At 53.9% G+C, this 25,991-nt stretch carries 27 protein-coding genes and 1 pseudogene; 7 read left to right on the top strand and 21 right to left on the bottom strand.

Annotation, left to right across the window (positions count from 1 at the left end; translation table 11 throughout):
* Nucleotides 1–157 precede the first annotated feature (157 nt).
* Nucleotides 158–640 carry a hypothetical protein gene (locus HC231_RS05390; protein ID WP_246494793.1) on the top strand — a complete coding sequence of 161 codons (483 nt, stop codon included), beginning with the start codon at nt 158–160 and terminating at the stop codon, nt 638–640.
* Between the two features lie 161 nt (nt 641–801).
* On the opposite strand, the gene nrdF is transcribed toward HC231_RS05390, so the two are convergent.
* The 7 genes from nrdF to HC231_RS05425 all read right to left on the bottom strand — a co-directional run bounded on the left by nrdF (nt 802) and on the right by HC231_RS05425 (nt 7,174).
* On the bottom strand, nt 802–1,764 hold the full coding sequence (gene nrdF, locus HC231_RS05395) for a class 1b ribonucleoside-diphosphate reductase subunit beta (protein ID WP_208230052.1): 963 nt from the start codon (nt 1,762–1,764) through the stop codon (nt 802–804).
* Nucleotides 1,765–1,789: 25 nt separating this feature from the next.
* The gene (gene nrdE / locus HC231_RS05400) at nt 1,790–3,940 is read right to left on the bottom strand and encodes a class 1b ribonucleoside-diphosphate reductase subunit alpha (RefSeq protein ID WP_208230053.1); all 2,151 of its coding nucleotides are present in this window, start codon (nt 3,938–3,940) and stop codon (nt 1,790–1,792) included.
* Nucleotides 3,919–4,326 carry a class Ib ribonucleoside-diphosphate reductase assembly flavoprotein NrdI gene (gene nrdI / locus HC231_RS05405; protein ID WP_208230054.1) on the bottom strand — a complete coding sequence of 136 codons (408 nt, stop codon included), beginning with the start codon at nt 4,324–4,326 and terminating at the stop codon, nt 3,919–3,921. The genes nrdE and nrdI overlap by 22 nt, the downstream gene beginning before the upstream one ends.
* Nucleotides 4,327–4,334: 8 nt before the next feature.
* The gene (nrdH, locus tag HC231_RS05410; RefSeq protein WP_208230055.1) at nt 4,335–4,571 is read right to left on the bottom strand and encodes a glutaredoxin-like protein NrdH; all 237 of its coding nucleotides are present in this window, start codon (nt 4,569–4,571) and stop codon (nt 4,335–4,337) included.
* A gap of 459 nt (nt 4,572–5,030) precedes the next feature.
* On the bottom strand, nt 5,031–5,825 hold the full coding sequence (speD, locus tag HC231_RS05415) for an adenosylmethionine decarboxylase (protein WP_208230056.1): 795 nt from the start codon (nt 5,823–5,825) through the stop codon (nt 5,031–5,033).
* A 29-nt stretch (nt 5,826–5,854) separates the two neighbouring features.
* Nucleotides 5,855–6,718 carry a polyamine aminopropyltransferase gene (gene speE / locus HC231_RS05420; RefSeq protein ID WP_208230057.1) on the bottom strand — a complete coding sequence of 288 codons (864 nt, stop codon included), beginning with the start codon at nt 6,716–6,718 and terminating at the stop codon, nt 5,855–5,857.
* Nucleotides 6,719–6,826: 108 nt separating this feature from the next.
* A complete protein-coding gene (locus tag HC231_RS05425) occupies nt 6,827–7,174 on the bottom strand; it encodes a YacC family pilotin-like protein (protein ID WP_208230058.1) in 348 nt (115 codons plus the stop codon).
* Nucleotides 7,175–7,298: 124 nt separating this feature from the next.
* Between HC231_RS05425 and HC231_RS05430 the strand changes: the two genes are divergently transcribed.
* A complete protein-coding gene (locus HC231_RS05430) occupies nt 7,299–7,490 on the top strand; it encodes a hypothetical protein (protein WP_208230059.1) in 192 nt (63 codons plus the stop codon).
* A 72-nt stretch (nt 7,491–7,562) separates the two neighbouring features.
* Here HC231_RS05430 and HC231_RS05435 read toward each other — a convergent pair whose 3' ends face one another.
* From HC231_RS05435 to HC231_RS05445, 3 genes are all read right to left on the bottom strand, one after another.
* Nucleotides 7,563–7,967 (bottom strand): DUF6515 family protein, encoded by a 405-nt coding sequence (locus HC231_RS05435; protein WP_208230060.1) that lies wholly within the window; start codon nt 7,965–7,967, stop codon nt 7,563–7,565.
* Nucleotides 7,968–8,033: 66 nt separating this feature from the next.
* Nucleotides 8,034–8,387, bottom strand: a complete 354-nt coding sequence (locus HC231_RS05440; RefSeq protein WP_208230061.1) for a hypothetical protein — start codon at nt 8,385–8,387, stop codon at nt 8,034–8,036.
* A gap of 190 nt (nt 8,388–8,577) precedes the next feature.
* On the bottom strand, nt 8,578–9,003 hold the full coding sequence (locus HC231_RS05445) for a GNAT family N-acetyltransferase (RefSeq protein WP_208230062.1): 426 nt from the start codon (nt 9,001–9,003) through the stop codon (nt 8,578–8,580).
* A gap of 150 nt (nt 9,004–9,153) precedes the next feature.
* Between HC231_RS05445 and hpt the strand changes: the two genes are divergently transcribed.
* Nucleotides 9,154–9,687 carry a hypoxanthine phosphoribosyltransferase gene (gene hpt, locus HC231_RS05450; protein WP_208231232.1) on the top strand — a complete coding sequence of 178 codons (534 nt, stop codon included), beginning with the start codon at nt 9,154–9,156 and terminating at the stop codon, nt 9,685–9,687.
* A 51-nt stretch (nt 9,688–9,738) separates the two neighbouring features.
* Here hpt and can read toward each other — a convergent pair whose 3' ends face one another.
* The gene (can, locus tag HC231_RS05455) at nt 9,739–10,380 is read right to left on the bottom strand and encodes a carbonate dehydratase (protein ID WP_208230063.1); all 642 of its coding nucleotides are present in this window, start codon (nt 10,378–10,380) and stop codon (nt 9,739–9,741) included.
* A 302-nt stretch (nt 10,381–10,682) separates the two neighbouring features.
* Here can and HC231_RS05460 point away from each other — a divergent pair, with 302 nt between their 5' ends.
* Entirely contained in the window at nt 10,683–11,606 is a 924-nt protein-coding gene (locus tag HC231_RS05460; protein WP_208230064.1) for an ABC transporter ATP-binding protein, read from the top strand.
* Nucleotides 11,603–12,373, top strand: a complete 771-nt coding sequence (locus tag HC231_RS05465) for an ABC transporter permease (protein WP_208230065.1) — start codon at nt 11,603–11,605, stop codon at nt 12,371–12,373. Before HC231_RS05460 ends, HC231_RS05465 begins: the two co-directional genes overlap by 4 nt.
* Nucleotides 12,374–12,479: 106 nt before the next feature.
* On the opposite strand, the gene panD is transcribed toward HC231_RS05465, so the two are convergent.
* From panD to thpR, 9 genes are all read right to left on the bottom strand, one after another.
* Complete coding sequence (panD, locus tag HC231_RS05470; RefSeq protein ID WP_208230066.1) at nt 12,480–12,860, bottom strand: aspartate 1-decarboxylase; 381 nt, start codon at nt 12,858–12,860, stop codon at nt 12,480–12,482.
* A gap of 285 nt (nt 12,861–13,145) precedes the next feature.
* On the bottom strand, nt 13,146–14,000 hold the full coding sequence (panC, locus tag HC231_RS05475) for a pantoate--beta-alanine ligase (RefSeq protein ID WP_208230067.1): 855 nt from the start codon (nt 13,998–14,000) through the stop codon (nt 13,146–13,148).
* Nucleotides 14,001–14,030: 30 nt separating this feature from the next.
* Nucleotides 14,031–14,825 (bottom strand): 3-methyl-2-oxobutanoate hydroxymethyltransferase, encoded by a 795-nt coding sequence (gene panB / locus HC231_RS05480; protein ID WP_208230068.1) that lies wholly within the window; start codon nt 14,823–14,825, stop codon nt 14,031–14,033.
* Nucleotides 14,826–14,911: 86 nt separating this feature from the next.
* Nucleotides 14,912–15,433 (bottom strand): 2-amino-4-hydroxy-6-hydroxymethyldihydropteridine diphosphokinase, encoded by a 522-nt coding sequence (gene folK, locus HC231_RS05485; RefSeq protein ID WP_208230069.1) that lies wholly within the window; start codon nt 15,431–15,433, stop codon nt 14,912–14,914.
* Nucleotides 15,433–16,845 (bottom strand): polynucleotide adenylyltransferase PcnB, encoded by a 1,413-nt coding sequence (gene pcnB / locus HC231_RS05490; protein WP_208231233.1) that lies wholly within the window; start codon nt 16,843–16,845, stop codon nt 15,433–15,435. The genes folK and pcnB overlap by 1 nt, the downstream gene beginning before the upstream one ends.
* A 132-nt stretch (nt 16,846–16,977) precedes the next feature.
* Entirely contained in the window at nt 16,978–17,898 is a 921-nt protein-coding gene (gene gluQRS, locus HC231_RS05495; RefSeq protein ID WP_208230070.1) for a tRNA glutamyl-Q(34) synthetase GluQRS, read from the bottom strand.
* A 176-nt stretch (nt 17,899–18,074) separates the two neighbouring features.
* Nucleotides 18,075–18,530 carry an RNA polymerase-binding protein DksA gene (dksA, locus tag HC231_RS05500; RefSeq protein ID WP_136168102.1) on the bottom strand — a complete coding sequence of 152 codons (456 nt, stop codon included), beginning with the start codon at nt 18,528–18,530 and terminating at the stop codon, nt 18,075–18,077.
* Between the two features lie 323 nt (nt 18,531–18,853).
* Complete coding sequence (sfsA, locus tag HC231_RS05505) at nt 18,854–19,558, bottom strand: DNA/RNA nuclease SfsA (protein WP_208230071.1); 705 nt, start codon at nt 19,556–19,558, stop codon at nt 18,854–18,856.
* 7 nt (nt 19,559–19,565) lie between these two features.
* Nucleotides 19,566–20,102, bottom strand: coding sequence for an RNA 2',3'-cyclic phosphodiesterase (thpR, locus tag HC231_RS05510; protein WP_208230072.1), 537 nt, complete (start codon nt 20,100–20,102; stop codon nt 19,566–19,568).
* 75 nt (nt 20,103–20,177) lie between these two features.
* Here thpR and hrpB point away from each other — a divergent pair, with 75 nt between their 5' ends.
* Together hrpB and mrcB are read left to right on the top strand one after the other, a co-directional pair.
* The gene (hrpB, locus tag HC231_RS05515; protein WP_208230073.1) at nt 20,178–22,622 is read left to right on the top strand and encodes an ATP-dependent helicase HrpB; all 2,445 of its coding nucleotides are present in this window, start codon (nt 20,178–20,180) and stop codon (nt 22,620–22,622) included.
* 102 nt (nt 22,623–22,724) lie between these two features.
* Nucleotides 22,725–25,247, top strand: a complete 2,523-nt coding sequence (gene mrcB, locus HC231_RS05520; protein ID WP_208230074.1) for a bifunctional glycosyl transferase/transpeptidase — start codon at nt 22,725–22,727, stop codon at nt 25,245–25,247.
* 138 nt (nt 25,248–25,385) lie between these two features.
* Here mrcB and HC231_RS05525 read toward each other — a convergent pair.
* Nucleotides 25,386–25,966 (bottom strand): annotated as a pseudogene (locus HC231_RS05525) (LysE family translocator).
* Nucleotides 25,967–25,991: the final 25 nt, after the last annotated feature.

Genomic DNA, 25,991 nt, shown 5'->3' on the forward strand with positions numbered 1-25,991 from the left:
TTTGTGACCATCGATGGCTTAACAGCCGCCGGATGACTTTCAAATCGCGAGTCGATCCAGGCGGCTGCAGGTAAAGGATAAGCCTGATTGTGTGGGGGCCTGAAGGCCGACGATAAAGTGAAATTAACTGTGCTTGTTGAGGATAATCATTGTGAGTATGGATGTTTTTCTGGCGGCGGTTGCACAGGGTGATGAAGGCTTCATTCCTTTAGCCGTGGTGGAGTCCGCTTTTCATCATGCCATTACTCTACGGGAGGTTGCCGACAATAAATGTACGTTGTTATTGGAATATCCCAATCCTGACGCCGGAAAACAAATAGCCTGGCCTGATGGCTCAACGGCCACCGTTAGCGACGTCGACACCCTGGATATTACGATTAAGCTGGTGTCGAACGGCAAGGAACCGATGACCAATGGGTTTGGCATCAATCGCCCCCCTCACCACGCTCCTTTCTGGCAAAGCCTGTATCAAATACTGGAAACCACCCACACGGCCTTTTTTTGGCCCGGTAATGGCGATAATTTAATTGTCGGACAGAAAGAAACCATTCCACATCTACCTTTATCCATGATAAATGCCTTGGGCGCGCCTTACGTCGTATCAAACTATCAACAAATTACCGAGCGAATGCGCGGCTAAAATAGCTTGCCTGCGCCATTGCTGATTGAGCTGCCTCTCGCTTTCGTTGATTGATTTCTTGAAAGCGAGCGGGGGGCTGAATCAGCTGCCGATCATCGTTTACCGACATCAGTGCTTTGCTGCGGTTCTGGGCGTATTTGAGCCCTTACCCGGTGGTCAGGTTAAAAATCCCAGTCTTCATCTTCGGTATTCACCGCTTTGCCGATCACATACGATGAGCCGGAACCCGAAAAGAAGTCATGGTTTTCGTCGGCGTTTGGCGAAAGCGCGGACAGGATCGCCGGATTGACATCCGTCATGCCAGCGGGGAATAACGCCTCGTAACCCAGGTTCATCAGCGCTTTGTTGGCGTTATAGTGCAGAAATTTCTTCACATCTTCCGTCCAGCCGACGCCGTCGTATAGCTCCTGGGTATACAGCACTTCATTGTCATATAAATCTTGCAGCAATTCGTAGGCGAAGTTTTTCACCTGCTGCTGTCGGTCGGTATCCGCCTTCGCCAGACCCTGCTGAAATTTATAGCCGATGTAGTAGCCGTGCACGGCTTCGTCGCGAATAATCAGCCGTATTAAATCGGCGGTATTGGTCAGTTTAGCCCGGCTTGACCAGTACATGGGGAGGTAAAAGCCGGAATAGAACAGGAAGGATTCCAGAAACACGCTGGCGACCTTTTTCATCAGCGGATCGTCGCTGCGGTAGTGGTTGAGGATGATGGCCGCCTTTTTCTGTAACGACGGATTTTCCTCACTCCAGCGGTAAGCGTCATCCACCTCGCTGGTCAGGCACAGCGTGGAAAAGATGGAACTGTACGAGCGGGCGTGCACCGCTTCCATAAAGCTGATGTTGGAGAGCACCGCTTCTTCGTGAGGCGTTACCGCATCGGGCATCAGCGTGGGGGCGCCCAACGTATTCTGAATGGTGTCCAGCAGCGTCAATCCGGTAAATACCCGGATGGTTAACTGCCGCTCTTGCGAGTTCAATGTCCCCCAGGAGGGAATATCGTTGGATAGCGGGACTTTTTCCGGCAGCCAGAAATTCGACGTCAGCCGGTTCCACACCTCCAGATCCTTGTCGTCTTCGATTTTGTTCCAGTTGATAGCCTGTACGCGCGTCAGCGATGTCATAATCAAATTTCCTTCAGCGATAGCCTTATAACGCACAGGACACGCAGCCCTGAACCTCGGTGCCTTCCAATGCCATCTGCCGTATACGAATGTAGTAAATGGTCTTTATGCCTTTTTTCCAGGCATAAATCTGTGCTTTGTTGATATCACGCGTGGTGGCGGTATCACGGAAAAACAGCGTCAGCGACAGCCCTTGATCGACATGCTGGGTCGCCGCCGCGTAGGTATCGATAATCTTCTGCGGCCCGATCTCGTAGGCGTCTTGATAATATTCCAGGTTGTCGTTGGTCATGTAGGGGGCGGGGTAGTAGACCCGGCCGATTTTACCCTCTTTGCGGATTTCAATCCGCGACACGATCGGATGAATGCTCGACGTGGAGTGATTGATATAAGAGATTGAGCCGGTCGGCGGCACAGCCTGCAAATTCTGGTTATAAATGCCATGCGTCATCACGGCGTCGCGCAATGCGGCCCACTCCTGCTGGCCGGGAATGGCGATCCCCGCCTGCTCGAACAGTTCCCGCACTCGTTCCGTGGCAGGCTCCCAGCGTTGTTCAATGTATTTATTGAAATACTCGCCGGAGGCATATTTCGAGTTCTCGAAGCCTTTAAAGCACTGACCGCGCTCTATCGCCAATTGGTTGGACGCGCGCAGCGCATAGTAGGCCACGGTGTAAAAGTAGATGTTGGTGAAGTCGATCGCTTCTTCGGTGCCGTAAAAGATCCTCTCGCGGGCTAAATAGCCGTGCAGATTCATCTGTCCGAGGCCGATGGCGTGGGATTCGTCATTGCCTTTTTCAATCGACGGCACGGAGCGGATGTGGCTCATATCGGAGACGGCGGTCAGCGCCCGAATCGCCATTTCCACGGTGAGGCCGAAGTCCGGCGACTCCATCGCCTTAGCGATATTCAAAGAGCCCAGGTTGCAGGAAATATCTTTCCCGGTATGGCGATAGCCTAAATCTTCATCATATTGACTGGCATCGTTAACCTGTAATATTTCAGAGCACAGGTTGCTCATATTGATGCGGCCCTGAATCGGGTTGGCGCGGTTTACCGTATCTTCAAACATCATATAAGGGTAACCGGACTCAAACTGGATTTCGGCCAGGATTTGGAAAAACTCCCGCGCTTTGATCTGCGATTTGCGGATGCGCTTATCGTTGACCATCTCCTGATATTTTTCCGTGACGCTGATTTCCGACAGCGGCACGCCGTAGACCTGCTCGACGTCGTAGGGCGAGAACAGATACATCACCTGATTATTTTTTGCCAGTTGGAACGTAATATCCGGAATGACCACGCCGAGCGACAGGGTTTTAATGCGGATTTTTTCATCGGCGTTTTCCCGTTTGGTATCGAGAAAGCGCAGAATATCGGGATGATGCGCGTTGAGATAGACGGCGCCGGCGCCCTGACGCGCCCCCAGTTGGTTGGCGTAGGAGAACGCGTCTTCCAGCATTTTCATCACCGGAATAATGCCGGATGATTGGTTTTCGATTCTTTTTATCGGCGCGCCGGTTTCCCGGATGTTGGTGAGCATGAAGGCGACGCCGCCGCCGCGTTTGGAAAGCTGGAGCGCGGAGTTAATGGCGCGGCCGATCGACTCCATATTGTCTTCAATGCGCAGCAGAAAGCAGGAAACCAGCTCGCCGCGCTGTTTCTTCCCGCAGTTGAGGAACGTGGGGGTAGCGGGTTGAAAACGTCCGCTGATGATCTCTTCGACCAAAGCGCCGGCGAGTTCGGTGTTGCCGGCCGCCAAGGTGAGCGCCACCATGCAGACGCGGTCTTCGTAACGTTCCAGATAGCGTTTGCCGTCAAAGGTTTTGAGCGTATAGCCGGTGTAGTACTTGAACGCGCCAAGAAAGGTCTGGAAGCGGAACTTATGGCTGTAGGCCTGCTGGAAAAGGCTTTTGATAAAGCTGAAAGCGTATTGATCCAGCACCTCGGCTTCGTAATAGCCCTCTTCAACCAGATAGCGCAGCTTTTCCTCCAGGTTATGGAAGAACACCGTATTTTGATTGACGTGCTGCAAGAAATAGCGGCGCGCCGCCAGCCGGTCTTGTTCAAACTGGATGCGTCCCTCGGCGTCGTAGAGGTTCAGCATGGCGTTCAGCGCATGGTAATCCAGCTCCGTGTTGGCTGGTTTGGTGATCACGGATTCTGTCGTTGCCAAAATTCAGTTACTCCTTTACGCACGTTTTCAACGTCTTCTGCCGTGCCCAGTAGCTCGAAGCGATACAAATAGGGCACCTGGCACTTCTGCGCGATGATGTCGCCGGCGATGCAGTACGCCGTCCCAAAGTTCATGTTGCCCGCGGCAATCACCCCGCGCAGCCGATCGCGGTTTTGCCGATCGTTCAGAAAACGGATCACCTGTATGGGCACCGCGCCTTTGGCGCCGCCCCCGCCATAGCTGGGAACCACCAGAATGTAAGGCCGTTCCATTTTCAGTATGGGTTGGTCGCTCGCTATCGGAATGCGCAGGGCCGGTAACCCAACCCTGGTGATGAATCGATGGGTGTTTTCCGACTGGCTGGAAAAGTAGACCAGCGGGTTCATCTTGCCCCCTACGACGCTTGTAATTGGCTCAGTGTGCTGATTTTGTCCGGGCGGAAGCCGCTCCAGTGGTCGTTGGCGGTCATTACCACCGGTACTTGCTGATAACCCAGCGCTCTTACCTGCCGCAATGCTTGCTCATCTTCCGTGAGATCCACCAGTTGATAGTCAATTCCCTGCTTATCCAGCGCACGGCATGTGGCGTTGCATTGAACACAATCTGGTTTTGTGAAAATAGTAATACGCATGATTCGTATTTACCTTATGGCTTGAAAGAGTTATGTCGGAGCGGTTATGCTGCTGGGCTTCTGCCTTGAACCGATCCACGGAGCAGCCGTCGTTTATTTGGTGGCTACGCTTTAGATACTAGATGTGGGTGTTTTAAATTTCAACCATACAATATATAGGAAATATACTGAAATTTAGCAAATAGGGATCTAAGCCAGACGGCGCAAGGGGAAAACAGAAATCAAGAAAAAAATTTTCTTTTGCCGACGGGAAAATCGGCGTGTTTTTTGGCGTAATTTTGTTCAATTCAGGTTGGCGGCATGGATGAAGAAAGGGAGCTTATGCTCCCTCAGAGTGATGACAGCGTTAGCGAATCCCAATCCGTCATTCCCGCCTAGGCAGGGGTCTTCCCGATATCAACCCTCGGCTTGATGTAGATCTCCGCCTGCGCGGGGATAACGATGACTTTACTAAAGCCATCACAAGACCGGCAGATTCCTGCCGTAATAAATTTCCTGCATCTCGTGATACAGCAAATCGGTGATTCTTTTACGTTCCTGCGCGCTCAATGTACTGGGATCGACGTTAAACAGATAATGTTTAAGATCGAAATCTTTCAGTAACATCTTGGTGTGGAAGATATTTTCCTGATAAACATTCACATCCATCAGGTGATAGAGCGATTTCATATCCGCCGACATAAAATTCTGGATCGAATTGATCTGATGATCGATAAAGTGTTTTACGCCGTTGATATCGCGGGTAAATCCGCGTACGCGATAATCAATGGTGACGATATCCGATTCCAACTGGTGGATTAAATAGTTCAGCGCCTTTAGCGGAGAGATGACGCCGCAGGTGGACACTTCGATATCGGCGCGGAAAGTGCACAGCCCGACTTCAGGATGACTCTCCGGATAGGTGTGTACGCAAATGTGGCTTTTGTCCAGATGGGCGACCACGGAGTTGGGCAATGGGCCAGGATGCTCGGAGTTATCGACATCGCGCGGATCTATCGGTTCTTCGCTGACCAGTATGGTCACGCTGGCGCCTTGCGGCTCGTAGTCTTGACGGGCGATGTTGAGAATATTCGCGCCGATAATCGAGCAGGTTTCGCTCAGAATTTCGGTCAAACGATTGGCGTTATACTGTTCATCAATGTAGGCGATGTAACCGTCGCGATCAGCGGCGGTTCTGGTGTAACAGATATCGTAGATACAAAAACTCAGGCTTTTAGTGAGATTATTAAAGCCGTGTAGTTTCAGCTTGTGCAATTTAAGTCACCCCCTTATGGATGCGTGGATCAGCGCGAAGCCGATAACGCATTCAGTAAATATTGCGGCAGCGCGAAGCTACCAACGTGAACGGCCGGATTATAATAGCGGCATGCAATGCCGGACGCATCAACGCGTTGTTGTAATGTCTCTGCGCTTATCTGACGCAATGACGGATGGTTACTGGCCCAGGCAAACGTCATGATGCCGCCGTAATAGGTGGGGATCGCCGCCTGATAAAATGTGACGTCGCTGAAATAGCTGCTGAGTTTGGCGTGGCTGTTAATGGCCTCGTCCTGTTGCAGAAAGCAGACGCCGTTTTGCGCCACGAAAATGCCGCCTTCATTCAGACAGCGGGCGCATCCCTGATAAAAATCGGACGTAAACAGGCTTTCTCCCGGACCGATGGGGTCGGTGCAGTCGGAAATGATCACATCGAATTTTTCCGCGCATTGATTGACGAAGTTTACGCCGTCATCGATCACCAGACGAAAGCGCGGATCGTCGTAGGCGCCGGCATTATGGTTGGGTAAATACTGACGACAGAATTCCACCACGCCAGCATCGATTTCCACCATGGTGATTTGCTCAATGCCGGTGTGGCGGCTGACTTCTCGCAATATGCCGCCGTCGCCGCCGCCGATAATCAGCACGCGTTTGGCCCGGCCGTGAGATAACAGGGGAACATGCGTCAGCATTTCGTGATAGATGAATTCGTCGCGCTCGGTGGTTTGAACCACGCCATCCAACGCCATAACACGGCCAAGCGCCGCGTTTTCAAAAATGATCAGATCTTGATGATCGGTCTTTTCGTGGTATAGCACCCGGTCAATGGAAAAATACTGACCGAAGTTGGCATGCAGGGTTTCATACCAAATTTCTTTCTGGGCCATGTTCGGGTTTCCTCCGCGATAGCAGTCATGAAAATTGGCGCGTCATGATAGCTAACTCTCACCGCGCTTGCACGGTCAAATTTCGGTCAGTGCGGAGGAGGGGGAAAATTATTTCGTGTAAGCGAGTAAACCGAGTGAGTTACGAGCCAGCGATTGACATTTTTTTGGAGTCGGGATGGCAATTTTGCTCAGATCCCGATAGCTGTCCTCTCCTAATGCCGTCATGTTAAACGCGCCGTAGTTGCTGAGATCCCAACTGTTTTGCTGGGCGAACGTTAACAGTGCTCGGCGAATTTGATCGTTGGGTAAATCCTGATAACCGCAGTTATTTTTCAGATAAACGAAAACGGCAGTTAAATCGGCGAGATCTTCCGCTTCAAATTCATTTAGTGCCTTACTGGCGGAGGAGAAGCTCATCAAACTTAGCAGGAGCAGCACCAGCGCAGGTTTTTTCATGGTTAAACTCATTCCGATTATTGTCAGGAGACGTTACCACAATTGTAGATTACCTGACTAAATTTTCTTGTTCTCCATCTGATATGGCATCGGTAGGCCGAAATTAACGGTGAAGCTGGCGGCGATGGTTTTATCCATCTCCGGCAAAACCTGCATTATCAACTTGTTGGGAGGGATAGGCGCGGTGTCGCTGGATCCTGGCGGAGCCGCGGAGATTGAGGAGCGTATTTTGATGGATAGGTTGAACCCTACCGGCATCACGCTGGGCGAACAGACTATACCGGTGCAAAGCAGCATCTGGTTCGAGCCGGGATAACGGGGTAGATTGAGTATAAAAAACGAACAACCTATCCTGTTTCCCGGCCCATAGCCACGTGCTTATCTTTTTTTATAGCCCGGCGGGTTTGGGAACCTCAATATACTCGCCGTTGATATTACGTTTGTAATAGAACCCGTTTTTGACATAGAAACGCTCGCCGTTCATGTCCAGCACGGTCATTCCATCCTGGGTCGTCGCGGTGGCGGCGCTGGGAGGCGTATCAACGACAACGTAGCGGTCGTTTTGGCGTTGGTAGAAAATGCCGTTTACGACATAGTAGGTCAGCCCGGCGATTAAAACGGTTTCAACTCCATAAGGAAGTCTGTCAAACAGCATTCCCGGCCTTGGCCCCCAATCCCAATCTCCGGGACCAGGGCCGCCAGGACCGCCATGACCGCCAGGACCGGGGTGTGCAATTGCGCTCACTGGTAGCAGCAGACTTAATGCCACGAGAATCGTCAGCGATCTTTTCATACCATACTCCATACCGATCTTATCTCATCGGATTCAAATCTGAATTTACCGGCTTGCGGGTGACGATTATTGATTGCCCGCCTGTTCGGATGGCGTAAAGGGAGCCGGCGGCAATTCTCTTACCATCACCTTGACTTCGTAATTTTTACCTTCACCCCTTGGCGCATTGGCGATCAATTTATTGAGCGCTTCGTCAGGATTGTGCGTCTGAAGGGAGGCTTCATACAGCGGAGCGGGCGGCGGGAAGCCGGGGCCGCCATGAGGGAACTGTGCCATTGGCATGGGCTGCTTTTGTTTAACGATATCTGGTTTAGCAGCATCAGGTTTGGCTGTTTCAGGAGCGGCCCAGGCTGCGGCGCCAGCGGCGGAAAGCGCCAGCACTAGCGTGGCGATACCGGATAATTTAGTCAGCTTTTTCATAAACCCCTCGTTGATTGAGATCCTCTCCGGCTATAAGAAACTCAATCGGGCGACGCTGCAATGTGCTTTACGCAGATTTATTCTGTGATAACGCAATCTTATACATTCATTAACAATTGTGGGAATTACGCCTTCCGGCTTTGACAAGGCAGCTATGCTGACGGCGCAATTCCCATCCTGGCGGCATCGTTTACAGCAGTGCTTTAACCGGGATGATCCAGGCGCTGTCGTGTTTTGTAAAGCCCAGCTTAGGGTAATAATCCACAGCCTGCGGCGCGGCCAGCAGAATGATTTTGCACTGTGGAGATAATTGCTGTGCCGTGAGCTGAATCAGTTTTTTCCCTATGCCGCAGTGCTGCATCTCTTCTGACACGGCCAGATCGGACAGGTAACAGCAGAAATGGAAATCGGTAACGCTACGGGCAACGGCTACCAGCGTATCGCCTTGCCAGGCCGAAATCAGCAGGCTGGCGTTTTCCAACATGCCATTAATGGTGGCGCTATCGGACAGAGGACGTCGCGGGCCTAATGATGTTTTGGTCAGTAATTCGATAAATTGGCGGCTGGAAATCGGTGCGTTAACTTTATAATCAATTTCTGTTTCTGATGCGTTCATAATGGTTCCTGCTGCTGGGGATGACCGGCGCTTTCTGATATACTTCGCGCCCTTAGGCGCTATCTGTCTGCACTGGCGCATCATTGAGAATCCGGGGCCGAGCCCTTCTTGATGATGCAGAATATCTTTATTTAAAGAGTTATGAGTATGATGAAACATACCGTAGAAGTCATGATTTCTGAACAGGAAATTATGGCGCGCGTTACCGAATTAGGCCGGGAAATTAGTGAGCACTATCGCGACAGCGGCAGCGATATGGTGTTGGTCGGCTTATTGCGTGGGTCGTTTATTTTTATGGCTGATTTGTGCCGGTCGATCGATGTTTCACACGAAGTCGACTTTATGACGGCTTCCAGCTACGGCAGCGGTATGAGCACCACCCGTGACGTGAAGATCCTTAAGGATCTGGATGAGGACATTCGTGGTAAAGATGTCCTGATTGTCGAAGATATTATCGACTCCGGTAATACGTTGAGCAAAGTGCGGGAGATTTTGCAATTGCGTTCGCCGAAATCGCTGGCTATTTGTACCCTGCTGGATAAGCCGGAACGCCGGGAAGTGGATGTAAAAGTCGAGTGGGTTGGATTCGCGATCCCTGATGAATTTGTCGTCGGCTATGGCATTGACTACGCGCAGCATTATCGGCACTTACCCTATGTAGGCAAGGTAGTGCCTCAGGAATAAGCAACGATGCCGCTGATGACGCCCCGACTCGGGCCTCATCAGCGGTCAGGCTCAGGAAAGGGAGGACATTGCCCGGCGGTAACGTTGCTCCAGCGTTTCCCGGCTGGTGGCGCTGATTTCCAGATCGCGCAGCCGCCCGTCTTGAATACCATAAACCCATCCATGGATTGTCACCTTCTGGCCGCGTTTCCAGGCCGATTGCATCACGGTAGAATGGCCGAGGTTATAAACCTGCTCAATCACGTTGATTTCACACAAGGTATTCAACCGCTGTTCGGGAGGCAACTCCCCCAGCAGCGAACTATGCTTGTACCATAAATCGCGGATGTGCAGCAGCCAGTTGTTGATTAAGCCCAGTTCCGGATTCTCCACCGCGGCCTGGACGCCGCCGCAGCCGTAGTGGCCGCAGATGATGATGTGTTTGACTTCCAGCACTTCAACGGCATATTGCACCACGGAAAGGCAGTTCAGATCGGTATGAATAACCAGGTTGGCGACATTGCGGTGAACAAACAGTTCGCCTGGCTCCAGACTGGTCAGGCTTTCCGCCGGGACACGGCTGTCTGAGCAGCCAATCCATAAAAAGCGGGGACGTTGCGCCAATGTCAGTCGTTCAAAATAACCAGGATCCTCCTCCACCATTGTTGTCGACCAGCGCTGATTATTGGCGATGAGCGTTTCAATATCTTTCATAAAAGTAAATGACCTGTAACAAACAAGGAGCAGTGAGAGTTAATATAAGACATCAATCATCGTTTGAAAAACGATAGTTTTATACCCGTCATGCTTCAAGCTGCATGTGCGTTGGCTACGCTGAGTCATCCGAATCACTGACTTGAGTAAGCCCGTCGGGATGCCTTCACTTGCCGCGTGAGCCCATCGGGGCCGGCGCAAGCGCTGTTCAAAACGCCATGCGCTTTGTCCTGCAACTCGAATTATTTAGGGTATAGAATCTAATTTGTAGAACTTACTGATAATAAGGCAACGCATTTCTTATGACATATGCACTGGAACTGGCGCAGTTAACCAAAACTTACTCAGGAGGGGTTAGGGCGCTGCGAGGAATCGATCTGCGTGTCGAGGCGGGAGATTTCTACGCGCTGTTAGGACCGAATGGTGCAGGGAAGTCCACTACGATAGGCATCATCAGCTCACTGGTCAATAAAACCGCCGGCAAGGTTCGGGTATTTGGCTACGATCTTGAGCGGGATGTGGTTAATGCGAAACGCCAATTGGGGCTGGTACCGCAGGAATTTAACTTTAATCCGTTTGAAACCGTCTTGCAGATTGTGGTCAATCAGGCGGGTTATTACGGCGTCAAACGTCATGATGCGCTGCAACGGGCGGAAAAATACCTGAAACAGCTGGATTTATGGGGAAAACGCAATGAGCGCGCCCGGATGCTATCCGGCGGCATGAAACGCCGTCTGATGATAGCCCGCGCGCTGATGCATGAGCCTAAGCTACTGATTCTTGACGAGCCCACCGCCGGCGTGGATATCGAACTGCGCCGCTCCATGTGGGGGTTTCTGAAAGAACTCAACGCGCAGGGAACGACGATTATTTTGACCACCCACTATCTGGAGGAAGCCGAGATGTTGTGCCGTAACATCGGCATTATCCAGAATGGCGAACTGGTGGAAAATACCTCCATGAAGCACCTGCTTTCCAAACTTAAATCAGAAACTTTTATTTTCGATCTGGCTATCAAGAGTCCGTTGCCGAAGCTTGATGGCTATAAATATCGTTTGCTGGATACATCGACGCTGGAAGTCGAAGTCATGCGCGAGCAGGGCTTAAACGGCGTGTTTAGCCAGCTTAGCGCGCAGGGGATTCAGGTATTAAGTATGCGCAACAAAGCTAACCGCTTGGAAGAGCTGTTTGTCACCCTGGTTAATGGTTATGGAGAAAAAGCATGATGCGTTTGTATTGGGTGGCGTTGCAGAGTTTGTGGATTAAAGAGGTCAATCGCTTTGGCCGGATCTGGATTCAGACGCTGGTGCCGCCGGTTATCACCATGACGCTGTATTTCATTATTTTCGGTAATCTGATCGGTTCGCGTATCGGGGATATGCATGGCTTTGATTATATGCAGTTTATCGTCCCTGGTTTGATCATGATGTCGGTAATTACCAATGCCTATGCGAACGTGGCTTCCTCCTTTTTCAGCGCGAAATTTCAGCGCAACATTGAGGAATTACTGGTGGCGCCGGTGCCTACGCATGTGGTGATCGCCGGTTACGTCGGCGGCGGCGTGGCGCGCGGCATTTGCGTCGGAGTGCTGGTGACGGCGGTGTCGCTGTTTTTTGTGCCGCTGCATGTTCATGCCTGGTGGGTGATTATTTTAACCCTGGTTCTGACGGCGGTGCTGTTCTCGCTGGCGGGATTATTGAATGCGGTTTTTGCCAAAAGTTTTGACGACATCAGCCTGATTCCGACCTTTGTGTTAACGCCGTTAACCTATCTGGGCGGGGTGTTCTATTCGCTGGCGTTATTGCCGCCATTTTGGCAGTCGGTCTCAAAACTTAATCCCATCGTGTATATGATCAGCGGCTTCCGCTATGGTTTTCTTGGCATTCAGGACGTTCCGCTGGCATTTACCATGGCCGTATTAGCCGCCTTTATCGTGGTGTTTTACATTATGGCGTGGTGGCTGATTGAGCATGGCCGCGGGTTGCGCAGCTAATTCGGCTGGTGGCGGGAATGGGGTAAAAGCCCTCATATCGGCGCCGGCTTTAATCAATAAGCCGGCCATCATAAGGACAGAGGCGGTGTTTTCACCGCCTTGTTAATCAGGCCACCTGTACCGGAATGGCTTTGGCCTGGCGCTGCAATTCATTGTCGCCGGAGAAATAAGCGACTTTAGGATGATGCTCTCTCGCCTGTTCGTCAGACATCTGTACGTAAGAGCAGATAATCAGCCTGTCGCCTACGCAGGCGCAGCGTGCGGCGGCGCCGTTCACCGAAATGATCCGCGAACCTCGCTCGCCGGCGATGGCGTAGGTTGAGAAACGTTGGCCGTTGTCCACGTTATAGATATCAATCGCTTCGTATTCCAGTATGCCCGCCGCATCCATAAAGTCCTGGTCGATGGCGCAAGAGCCTTCATAGTGCAAATCAGCCTGAGTCACCTTTACTCGATGCAGTTTGCCCTGCAACATGGTACGTATCATGGTTCGTTACCTCGGTTCATCCCCTGCATCTTTCAAGCCGCATCGGTGTCGGCTTCCCTCATTACTCGGATCGTCCCTGAGCCTCGCTCCTCCGGGGCCGCGGCAAGCGGCGCTCAAATCTGCCCCGGCAGATTTGTCACCCCAGTCGCTTACTGGTGTAAGCGGCTGGAGATGAATGCGAGACATCCTGTCTTTCACCGAAGGCCAGCCGTTGGCTGGTCAAATTCGTTCCCGACGAATTTGTCATTCAGCCGCCGCTTTGATGCCACTCGAAATCTATTGGGGTCATACGGTCAAATCGACCTGTTGGTTATCAATCAATCGCGCTTTGCCCAGCCAGGCGGCTATTAATACCACCGCACGGGCGCTGTCTACCGTTAGCGGCTGCAGCGTTTCAGCATCGCGAATGAATAGCTCGTCCGGCGTGAATCCGGCTTGTTTCAGTTCTTCTTCAGCCTGAGTCAGTAACTCATCCAACTGACGATTGCCATCCGCCAGTTGCGCGACAACGGCCGCCATGATCTGCTTTAACCGCGGCGCGATCCGGCGCTGTTCGGCGCTGAGATAGCCGTTGCGCGAACTGAGAGCCAGCCCGTCTTGCGCGCGCACGATCGGCACGCCGACAATACTGATGTCATAACCCATATCGCTGACAAGCTGACGAATGAGCGCCAATTGCTGATAATCTTTTTCGCCAAAGCAGGCCAGGTCGGGCTGTACCATGTTAAACAGTTTGCTCACTATGGTCGCCACGCCCCGAAAATGACCGGGACGGCTGGCGCCTTCCAGCATATGAGAAAGTCCGGGAACTTCGACAAACGTTTGCTCTTCCAGCCCGTTCGGATATATCACATCCGGACTTGGCGCGAAAACCAGATCGACCTCGCGCTGGGTCAGCTTCTCACAGTCTTCCTGCAACGTTCGCGGGTAGTTGGTCAGATCGTCCGGCCGTTCAAACTGCATCGGGTTGACAAAAATACTGACCACAACGATATCAGCTCTTGCCCTGGCTTCATCAACCAGCCTCATATGCCCATCGTGTAAATTGCCCATCGTGGGAACCAGGGCAATGCGTTTCCCCTCCTGGCGCCAGCGACGGATTTCACGGCGTAGCAGTAGAGGGGTTTCAATAATCAACACGTCTACACTCCTTAACGAAAACAGCCAATCTTAATGGAAAGAATGTTCTTCGGCTGGATAAATGCCTTGTTCAACTTCCTGTACATAAAGACGCGCGGCCGCGCGGATGTCGCCGCTTTGCGCCAAAAAATTCTTGGCGAATCTGGGCGTTTTTTCGCCCGTAATGCCAAATGCGTCGTGCATGACCAGAATCTGCCCATCGGTGACGTTACCCGCGCCGATACCGATAACCGGAATGGAAAGCGCTTCGGTGATGCGTTTCGCCAGCGCCACCGGCACGCATTCCAGCACCAGCAACTGTGCTCCGGCCTGTTCTAAGGCTTTGGCATCATCAAAGAGTTGATTGGCTGCGGCCTCATCCCGGCCTTGAACCTTATAACCGCCGAAGATGTTGACGGACTGCGGCGTCAGGCCTAAATGCCCGCAAACGGGAACGGCGCGTTCCGTCAGCATCCTTACGGTAGGCGCCAACCAGCTTCCGCCCTCAAGTTTCACCATGTTTGCGCCCGCCCGCATTAATTGCGCCGCCTGGCTGAACGCCTGCTCCGGCGTTGAATAGCTCATGAACGGCATGTCGGAAAGGAGCAAGGCAAGCGGCGCGCCGCGGCGGACGCATTCCGTATGATAGACCACGTCATCGATAGTAACGGGCAGGGTGGAGTCATGCCCTTGTAGTGTCATACCCAGTGAGTCGCCGATCAACATCACCCGGATGCCTTGTTCGAAAAATAAGCGGGAAAAACTGGCGTCGTAAGCGGTAATTGAGGCGAACTTTCGCTGTTCTTGTTTCCATTGGCGCAAGTGGGACATGGTCGTCGGTTTCATGACAGCCTTCCTGAATCAATAGGGCGAGAAGAATTAAGGTGGATCATTCTAATGGATGCAGGCGGACAGCGATAGCGATCAAGCGCTCACTTGGATGAACGGGTCGATTGGCCGACGGCGGCGGCATTATTCCAAAGAGTTAAGCCGTTGCGATCGATGTTCGCCAGAAGATGCGAAAGCGATTCCCCATCGGGAAAACAGAGTTCAGGGGCGATCTCCGCCAGGGGATACAGCATAAATTCGCGGTTTTTCATGTCGTAGTGGGGGACCGTCAGCCGCGGCGTGTCGATGACCTCGTTACCAAACAGCAAAATATCCAGATCCAGCGTCCGCGGGCCCCAGCGATGCGCCTTACGCACCCGGCCCTGTTCCCGCTCGATAGCTTGCGTATGATCCAGAAGTTGTTCGGCGCCCAGGGCGGTTTCCAGCTCTGCGACGGCATTCAGGTAATCAGGCTGATCCTGGGGACCCAATGGCCGGCTACGGTAAAAAGACGAGCAGCGGACCAAACGAGTTTGCGGCACGTTATCCAGCGCGGTCAGGGCGGCATGCGCCTGCTGCAGCGGATGCGCAAGATTGCTGCCCAGAGCCAGATAAACGCGCGTCATCAGGCGTTTTCTCTGCGTTCGGGGCGCGGTTTGCGCGGACGACGCGGGCGGGAACGCCGATGTGGCGTCGGGCCGTCATCCAGCGAATTCAACATGGATTGCTGACGCGGCGGCGCGGCGACCTGGAACTCGCTCCACCATTGCGCCAGGCGTAATAGATCCTGGTGGTTTTCTATTTCGGCTCGCAGGCAAAGCAGATCGTAGGCCGCCCGGAACTTAGGATGTTCCATCAGCTTGTAGGCGCGTTTACCCTGACGTCGGGACAGGCGCAACTGCAATAGCCAGATATCGCGCACTAATGAGGTAATGCGTTTAGGGATTGCCAGCGAACGGCACTGTTCATCCAGAATGTCATTCATTGCCAGCGAGAATGCATCGAAATAGGCCAGACCGCTTTCCTGAGCCAGCTTTTGCGCGTGTTCGATCAGCGGATACCACAGCATGGCCGAGAATAGAAACGCCGGATTAACCCGCATATTGTTTTGCAGGCGTTGGTCGGTGTTCTTTAGCACCTGTTCGATCATCCGCTCCAGCGTGGTATCGCCGGCTTCGGTAAAGTTGCGGCTGATTAACGGGAACAGCGGCTGGAATAGCTGGTATTCGCACAGCATCTTGTAGGTCGGATGGCCGTAACCCGTTTGCAGCAGCTTCAGCGACTCTTCAAACATCCGGGCCGCCGGGATATCGTGCAGCAGAGCGGCAAGCCGGGGGATCGGTTCGGCGGTTTCAGGGCTGATAGTCATGCCCAGTTTGGCGGCGAAGCGAACGGCGCGCAGCATGCGCACCGGATCTTCGCGGTAGCGGGTTTCCGGATCGCCGATCATGCGAATAACGCCCTGGCGCAGATCGTTTAGGCCGTTGGTGTAGTCGCGGACGGTAAAATCGGAAATGCTGTAATAAAGGCTGTTGATGGAAAAATCGCGGCGTTGCGCATCTTCCTCAATGGAGCCGAAAATATTGTCGCGCAGCAGCATGCCGCTCTGGGCCTGCTGGGCCGAATTTTTGGCTTCGTGCTGTTCTTGGTGCTGATCGTGATGCCCGCGGAAGGTAGCGACTTCGATCACTTCCGGTCCGAACATGACATGGGCCAAACGGAAACGACGGCCAACCAACCGGCAGTTGCGGAATAGCTTACGTACCTGATCGGGCGTTGCGCTGGTGGTGATATCAAAATCTTTAGGCTTTTTGCCCAACAGCAGGTCACGAACACCGCCGCCGACCAGATAAGCTTCGTAGCCCGCTTTACTCAGACGATAAAGTACTTTCAGCGCATTATCGCTGATATCACTGCGTGAAATATTATGCTGGTCACGCGGGATCACGGTCAGATGTTGACGCGGTTCCTCGGTTTTGACCGTTTCGTTCTCACGATTCAGTACTTTACGGCAAAAATTAGCGACTCGGGTAAAGATAATACACCTCGATAGTGATGAATAATTAAAGACACAACAAAAACTTGCGGGAGAAATTTTTGACGTCGCTCCCCGCGACGGCCCGTAAGAATGACGCCCAGAAATGGCGCGCCATAAAAAAATAGCGGCTAATCATAGCTCACCAGGCTCAGTTTGAGAATGCTGATGTGATCGCAGACCGATTTTTGCCGCTTGCCGGGGGATTGGCGAAAGCGACCAATGCGCGACAGACCACGCCAATAATGCCGGGAGCGTTAAGTCTTGCCAGCTCTCAGGTAATGGCTGATGCAGAAACTCTAAGGCGGCGATCAATACCGGACGCGGGTCGCTATCAGGCAGCGGCGGGGCATGATTCTGTTTGGAGAGTTTATGCCCGTCTGCATCCAGTACCAGCGGCAAATGGATGTAAGCGGGTTCTTTATATCCCAACTGGCGATATAACGAGATTTGCCGCACCGTCGGTTCTATCAAATCCGCTCCGCGCACAATCTCCGTCACGTTTTGTTCATGATCGTCGACGACCACGGCCAGATTATAGGCAAACAGTCCGTCGCGGCGATGAATAATAAAATCTTCGCTCGCTAATGCGGGATCCGCATGAATTTCACCGCTTAAGCCATCATGGAAGTAGAATACGGGGGTGGTCTGACGTATGCGAACCGCGGCGTTTCTCGCGGGCAGGCCGCGATCCCGGCAGTGGCCGTCATATCGGCCGCCAATCTGCCGGATGCGGCTGCGGGTACAGGTGCAATAGTAGCTAAGCCCCTGTTGCGCGAGCCAGTGGAGCGCCTCTTGATACCGAGCGTGGCGTTGCGACTGATAGACTACCTCGCCGTCCCAATAAAGGCCGTAGCGCTCTAACTGGGAGAGAATTCGTGCGGCGGCGCCGGGCGTTTCGCGGGGAGGATCGATATCTTCAATACGAACCAGCCAACGCCCATGATTGGCGCGAGCTTGCAGATAACTGCCGAGAGCGGCAATCAGTGAACCGAAGTGTAGATCGCCAGACGGGGAAGGGGCGAAGCGACCGATGTAATGATCTGTTTTAGACATAAAGGTAAGAACAACATCGCTATACCAAGCATTTCACCAGCGCGGGCACGGCGGCTGTTCTCAATAACGTATACTTGCCCTTTGGGGGCGGCAATTAATTAAGCGGGAATCATTCCCGCACAGCCTACGCCCTGGCGCAATTAACTTGCCCAAGGGTAGGCTGTTAGGATGAGTGATTATCCTGCCATCTGCTTTTCGCGTATTTCTGCCAGTGTCTTGCAGTCAATACACAAATCGGCCGTTGGACGGGCTTCCAGACGACGGATGCCAATCTCTACGCCACAGGATTCGCAATAACCAAAGTCTTCATCTTCGATTTTTTGCAACGTTTTGGCGATCTTCTTGATCAGCTTACGTTCACGATCGCGGTTGCGCAGTTCAAGGCTGAACTCTTCTTCCTGAGCTGCACGATCCACCGGATCGGGAAAATTGGCTGCTTCATCACGCATATGCGATACAGTACGATCCACTTCATCCCTGAGTTGGTTGCGCCATGCTTCAAGAATACGCTTGAAATGAGCCAGCTGAGCGTCGTTCATATACTCTTCGCCCGGCTTCTCCTGGTACGGCTCTACTCCGGCAATTGCGAGAATGCTCAGAGAAGATGTCTTACGGTTTTGCCCTTCTTGCATGTTGCTTCTCCTACATAACACGACACGCACTATACCCGTCTTATTCGAAGTTACAGCGTTGTCTAGCGCCCCTCATTTACCTGACCGGCCGACTTGCGTAGGCGCGTCAGATTCATTCGTTTTGCTTTACTGCAAATCCAATCACTGGGTATATCGATCCCCTAAGGGGGAAAAACAGGCCGCTATAAATAACAGATGAAGATTAGGTTGGCAATGGTTCCTGACACCGGCCTGATAAAGTGTGAGGAGCAACGTATTATCATCGGATGATAAACAACGTGTTAGCGTGTTATTGCATGGCCACTTTATTTATCTATTTATCGCTATATCAATAACGGCAGCCGATCCGCAAGCTTGATGCCATCAGGTGTTAATGTTGCGCCGTAACATAAAATTTCAACCCCCTGGCGCTGCGCCGCGATTAGTAGTTCGGCATAGCGCGGGTCGATATGCCGTGCGGGGGAAACCTGCTTGATTCCCGAATGCAATACCGCGAAAAACAGCACTGCCCGCTCGCCGTTGGCTACAACCTGTTGCAGTTCACGCAGATGCTTTTGTCCCCTAAGGGTAACCGCATCGGGGAAATAACCCTGCCCGTGTTGCAACAATGTAACGGATTTCACCTCAATATAGCAGTTAATCCGGCCCGGCGCCTGCAATAACAAGTCTATCCGACTGTTTTCCGAACCGTACTTCACTTCGGTTTTGCAAGATGTATAACCCGCTAACGATTCTATCCGATTGTCTACCAAGGCTTCGCGCAAAAGTGTGTTGGCGCGCAGAGTATTGACGCAAATCCAGTCGTTCCGCCGTGTTTCGGTCAACTCCCAGCTATGCGGGTATTTACGTTTGGTGTTGTCGGATGTGGAGTACCAGACCGTATCGCCCGGCGTCGCGCAGCCCGTCATGGCGCCGGTGTTGGCGCAATGAATCGTCAGTTCTTTTCCTTCCGGCGTTACCACGTCGGCAAGAAAACGTTTGTAACGTTTAATTAACCGAGCCGGCCGTAAGCGGGGGGTATATTGCATGGGAATCCTATTTTTGTTTCGTCAGCGGCCAACTTGCTAGGGTCTGATAGCGGGTCTTGCCATTTTCAAACAGCGACTGGTACAGAGAGAAATGGCGCATAGGTATCGGCCAGTTGAAATCCGCGGGGGGCAGGGCGACGGGTCTGGTGGCGCCTCGCAGCAGGGTGATATGCGGGTGGAACGGTTGCGCGCTCTGATGGCAGCCGTTGCGGGCCGCTTGAGATCGCAATAAGTCGGCCAGTTGCAGTAACCCGCGGGGAGCCTGCCTGCACCCCATCCACACGACGCCGGGACGCGGCCATTGGCCAGCGTCATTCAGATTTACCGTAAATTCAGGTTGGTTGATGCGCCCGGCCAACGAGCGCAGCGCCTGCTCTTTTTGTTCGCTGACTTCGCCCAGAAAAGCCAGCGTCAGATGAAGATTGGCGGCCGCAACCGGCCGGCCGGCTTCCGGCGGAAAGCGGTCGGCGCGCCAGCGGACGATCTCCCGCTGGACTTTTTCCGGTAGCGATAAGGCAAAAAACAGGCGTCGAGTAGGGTGCATGTCGCTCTCTTAAGTTCTGGTTCCATCCGATGCTACAATGCCTGCCTTTGAAAGTTAACCTTTACGGAGAGTTCTGTGATTTTACCGCCCGTCAGCGCCGTCCTGAATGATGTGATAAGCGCGTTGCACATGTCGCCTCAGGTTTTATTGAATGCGCCGACCGGTGCGGGGAAATCAACCTGGCTGCCGTTACAACTGCTTCGCCAGGGGGAGCTGGACGGAAAGATCATCATGCTGGAGCCTCGCCGGCTGGCGGCGAAAAGCGTTGCCTGGCGTCTGGCGCAACAGTTAGGAGAAGAACCGGGACAGACGGTTGGCTATCGGATGCGCCTGGAAAGCCGCGTCAGCGCGGCAACTCGTCTGGAGGTCGTCACCGAAGGCATTTTGACGCGCATGCTGCAGCAGGACGCCGAACTGAAGGGCGTCGCGCTGGTCGTGCTGGATGAGTTTCATGAGCGCAGCCTGCAGGCCGATCTGGCTTTGGCGCTGTTGCTGGACGTTCAGCAGGGGCTGCGCGACGATTTAAAGCTCTTGATTATGTCCGCCACGCTGGATAATAGCCGCCTTGCGACACGGCTTCCCGATGCGACGACGGTGGTATCGGAAGGGCGCAGTTATCCGGTTGAACGTCACTACTATCCGTTGAATAGCCAGGAGCGGCTGGAGGAAGGCGTCGCCCGTCAGGTAAAACGCTTATTAACCGAGCAGCCTGGGTCGCTGTTGCTGTTTTTGCCCGGCGTAGCCGAAATCAAGCGGGTGAATGCTTTGTTGGCGGATAATGCGGCGGATGATGTGGACCTGTGTCCTTTATATGGGGCGCTGACGCTGGCGGAGCAGCAGAAAGCCATTCTACCCTCGGAAAAAGGGCGGCGTAAGGTTGTGCTGGCGACCAATATTGCCGAAACCAGCCTGACGATAGAAGGGATCCGGCTAGTGGTGGACAGCGGTCTGGAACGGACTACGCGCTTTGATGTCAAAAGCGGCTTAACCAGACTGGTCACTCAGCGTATCAGCCAGGCGTCGATGGTTCAGCGTGCCGGACGCGCCGGCAGGTTGAGCGCCGGCGTCTGCTGGCATTTATGTTCCCGTGAACAGGCGGAACGCGCCGCGGCGCAAAGCGATGCTGAAATACTTAATAGCGATCTCAGCGGTTTCTGGCTGGATCTGTTGCAGTGGGGCTGCACGGACGCCAATCAGTTAATCTGGCTCGATCCGCCGCCGCCGCCCGCTTTGCAGTCGGCCCGGCGGCTTTTGCGCCAATTAAGCATTACTGACGAGCAGGGTAGGTTGACGGCCGAGGGGCGGAAGATCGCCGCATTGGGGTGCGATCCGCGGCTGGCGGCCATGCTGACCGCGGCGGCGGGACGGAATAACGATGCGTTGGCCACGGCGGGGTGCCTGGCGGCGATATTGGAAGAGCCGCCCCGCAGCGGTTCGATAAATATGCTGGACTGGCTGCATCGTCCGCTTCCGCACTGGCTGCGGCGGTCACAGCAGCTTACTCGCCGTTTGTCGCCGGCATCTGGACGTATTGATGAAGGATGGGCCGTTTGGCTGCTTGCTCGCGGATTTGCCGATCGTATCGCCCGGCGGCGCGGTCAGGATGGGCGCTACCAGTTGGCGAACGGCGCCGGAGCGATGATGTCGCCGGACGATGCGTTGTCCGGCACTGATTGGTTGCTGGTTCCTAGTTTATTGCAGAACAGTCATAATGCGGATGCGCGGATTTTACTGGCGCTGCCGTTGGACATTGAGCGTCTGGAGCAGCAGTTGCCCGGCTTGATTAGCGAACATAACGTGGTGCACTGGGATGAAGAAAAAGGTACTCTGCGCGCCAGCAAGCGTCGCCAGATCGGATGCCTGACATTGCGTTCTCGTCCGTTAAGCAAACCCTCCGATGAGGAACTGCAGCAGGCGATGCTGGCTTGGCTGCGGGAGCAGGGGCTTTCCGCGCTGAATTGGGAGCCGGCGGCGCAACAACTGCGCGTCCGGCTGCGGTGCGCCCGCCAGTGGCTGCCGGAGGTAAACTGGCCGCCGGTGGATGATGAAACTTTGCTGGCGACGCTGGAACAATGGCTACAGCCGTCGCTGTCTGGCGTGAGGGATTTGCGCGCGCTGCGTCAGATCGATCTGGTTGAGGCATTAATGCGTTTGCTGGATTGGCCTCTACGTCAGCGGTTGGATAGCGCTTTGCCCACTCATTACACGGCGCCGGGCGGCAGCCGTTTAGCGATTTCCTACTACGAGGATAAGCCGCCGGTGTTATCGGTGCGGATGCAGGAAATGTTTGGCGAACGTCAAAGCCCGATGTTGGCGGAAGGACGTGTCGCGCTGGTGCTGGAACTGTTATCGCCGGCTCAGCGGCCTTTGCAGATTACGCAAGACCTGGCTGCGTTCTGGCAAGGCGCTTACCGCGAGGTGCAAAAAGAGATGAAAGGGCGCTATCCCAAACATGTCTGGCCGGACGATCCGGCGAGTGCGCTCCCGACGCGGCGTACTAAGAAATATCAGAATCGTTAATTTCAGATGTTTCCTCTTCCTTGAAAAAGGCGCGGGAAACAGAGTAGGCGGCCTAAGCGTAAAGCAAAAGGGCCGTTACAACCTGACGGAGAAGTAACAAGCATGTCTCGGGATGACCGCGAACCTATCGGACGTAAAGGAAAAACGTCGGGACGTAAACCTGCTCGCAGGCAGGATGTACGGCGCCGCAGGGATGACGACTATGATGACGATGATTATGAAGATTATCAGGATGATTTTGATGACGATGACGATGATGATGGCTATGATGACGAGGACGCTATGACGGGCAAACCGCGCAAGAAACGGCGCTGGCTGGGACTCTTCATCAAACTGGCTCTGGTTTTCGCCGTGCTGCTGGCGATTTACGGCGTATATCTCGATAGTCAGATTCGCACCCGTATTGAAGGCAAGGTGTGGCAGTTGCCGGCGGCGGTGTACGGACGGATGGTGAACCTTGAACCTGGGATGTCTTATAACCAGAAAGAGATGATCAGCCTGCTGGAAGGGATGCAGTATCGTCAGGTTAGCCGCATTACCCGTCCTGGGGAATTCAGCGTACGCGGCAACAGCATTGAAATGCTGCGCCGCCCCTTCGATTTTCCTGATGGCAAAGAGGGGCAGATTCATGCTCGTCTGACGTTCAGCAACGATCGTCTGTCGCAGATCCAGAATCTGGATAACCAGCGTAACTTCGGATTCTTCCGCCTCGATCCAAAGCTAATCACTATGATGCAGTCGCCGAATGGCGAACAGCGCCTGTTTGTGCCGCGCTCCGGATTCCCCGATCTATTGGTGGATACATTGATCGCCACCGAAGATCGTCATTTTTATGAGCATGACGGCATCAGCTTGTACTCGATCGGGCGCGCGTTTTTAGCCAATATCACCGCCGGTAGGGCGATCCAGGGGGGGAGTACGCTGACGCAACAGTTGGTAAAAAACCTATTCCTCACCAATGAACGTTCCCTGTGGCGTAAAGCGAATGAAGCCTATATGGCGCTGATCATGGATTATCGCTATAGCAAGGATCGCATTCTGGAGCTGTATCTTAACGAAGTGTATCTCGGTCAGAGCGGCGGCGATCAGATCCGCGGGTTCCCGCTGGCCAGCCTCTACTATTTCGGCCGTCCGGTGAATGAGCTGAGTCTCGACCAGCAGGCGCTGCTGGTGGGCATGGTGAAAGGCGCGTCGCTGTATAATCCGTGGCGCAATCCTAAAATCACCCTGGAGCGGCGCAATCTGGTATTACGCTTGCTGCAGAATCAGCAAGTTATCGACGCCGATCTGTATAACATGCTGAGCGCCCGACCGCTGGGCGTTCAGCCTAAGGGCGGCGTCATCAGTCCCCAGCCCGCGTTTATGCAGCTGGTTCGCCAGGAACTGCAGCAAAGGCTGGGTGATAAAGTCAGCGATCTTTCCGGCGTGAAGATTTTCACCACGCTTGATCCGGTGTCGCAGGATGCGGCGGAAAAAGCCGTAGAGGATGGCGTTCCGGCGTTAAGAGCCGCGCGCGGCGTCGGCGATCTGGAAGCGGCGATGGTGATCGTCGATCGTTTCAGCGGCGAGATCCGCGCCATGGTCGGGGGATCGCAGACGCAATACGCTGGTTTCAACCGCGCCTTGCAGGCGCGCCGTCCCGTGGGATCGTTGGCCAAGCCGCCCACCTATCTGACGGCGCTGAGTCAGCCGGACACCTACCGTCTGAATACCTGGTTGGCGGATGAGCCGCTATCGCTGCGGCAGCCCAACGGTCAACTGTGGCAGCCGAAAAACTACGATCGCCAATTCCGCGGACGCGTCATGTTGGTCGATGCGTTGGCTAACTCGCTCAACGTGCCGACGGTGAATCTGGGGCTGGCCGTCGGGTTGGAGCAGGTTACGGCAACGCTGAAAAGGTTGGGTATTCCCGACTCGGCGATCGAACCCGTGCCTTCTATGCTGTTGGGGGCGATCAGCCTGACGCCGATGGAAGTCGCTCAGGAGTACCAAACGATAGCCAGCGGCGGAAATCGCGCGCCGTTGTCGTCGTTACGTTCGGTGATTGCCGAAGACGGCACCGTGTTGTATCAGAGCTTCCCGCAGGCGGAACGCGCCGTTCCGGCCCAGGCGGCCTACCTGACGTTGTACGGCATGCAGCAGGTTGTGGAGCGGGGAACCTCCCGCTCACTGGCGGTCAAGTTCCCGAATTACCATCTGGCGGCGAAAACCGGCACCACCAACGATCTGCGCGACAGCTGGTTTGCCGGCGTGGATGGCAAAGAAGTGGCGATAAGCTGGGTTGGGCGTGATAACAACGGTCCGGCAAAGTTAACCGGAGCGAATGGCGCATTGACCATCTATCGCCGTTATTTGGAAAATCAGACGCCGTTGCCGCTAATGTTGACGCCGCCGGAAGGCATCACGGCGATGGTCGTGGATGCCAGCGGTAACTTTATCTGCAACGGCAGCAGCGCCGGGCGAACCTTACCGATATGGACGGATAATCCGCAGGCATTATGTCAGGCCGCGCAGCCGCAGAGGGCTGAGCCGGCTCAGCCGCAGAGGGCTCAGCCGGCTCAGCCGGAGCAACAGCAAAACGGCGACGGCGTGGCGGACTGGATCCGGGAAATGTTCGGCCAGTAGCTTTTCCTCTATCCCCCGCTGGACGGTCTGTTGCTCAAGAAGCCGGGCCAGCGGGGAATGTACCCGCTAACCCCTTGATTTTCCTATGTTGCAGCCTTGTCTCCGCTGAATCGCAGTTTCACCGGCGGCGGGCGGCTTTTACTCCATCGCTCCCAGCAGCATCCAGAGGGCAGTGATCACTAGCGACAACGCCATAATCGTGTTGAACAAGCGCAATTTCCAGGGCTCTTGAAGATGCTTGCCGATTTGGTCGCCAAGCGCCGCCCATACCAGAATGCATGGCAGGGTTAACGCCATAAGGACGAACACAATCGTGAAGATGTCGCTGCTGGCGGTATAGAGTAACGCTATGTTGCTGGCCATCAGCCAGGCTTTGGGGTTGACCGTCTGGAACAGCGCGCCCTGAAACAGGGTCATCGGCTGACTTTTACCGCATAGCTCCGGCGCGGACGCGCGTGCGATTTTCCAGGAAAGCCATATTAAATAGCCGCATCCCAGCACGGTGAGCGGCAGTCTTACCGCGCTCATCCAGCTCAGCAGCAACTCCAGCGCCACGCCCATCAGCGCCGTTTGCACCCCGCAGCCAAGCATAATGCCAAATAACATCGGCAGCGTGCGGCGTATGCCGAAGTTAACCCCGGAGGTCGCCAACAGCAGGTTGTTGGGACCGGGGTAATTGACATGACGGTAACGTAGCTGAAAAAAGAGGGGTCGAGCATGGTGTTTTCCTTTAACGCTGAATGA

The sequence above is a fragment of the Brenneria izadpanahii genome (assembly GCF_017569925.1).
In the GTDB taxonomy this organism is placed as follows: Bacteria; Pseudomonadota; Gammaproteobacteria; order Enterobacterales; family Enterobacteriaceae; genus Brenneria; species Brenneria izadpanahii.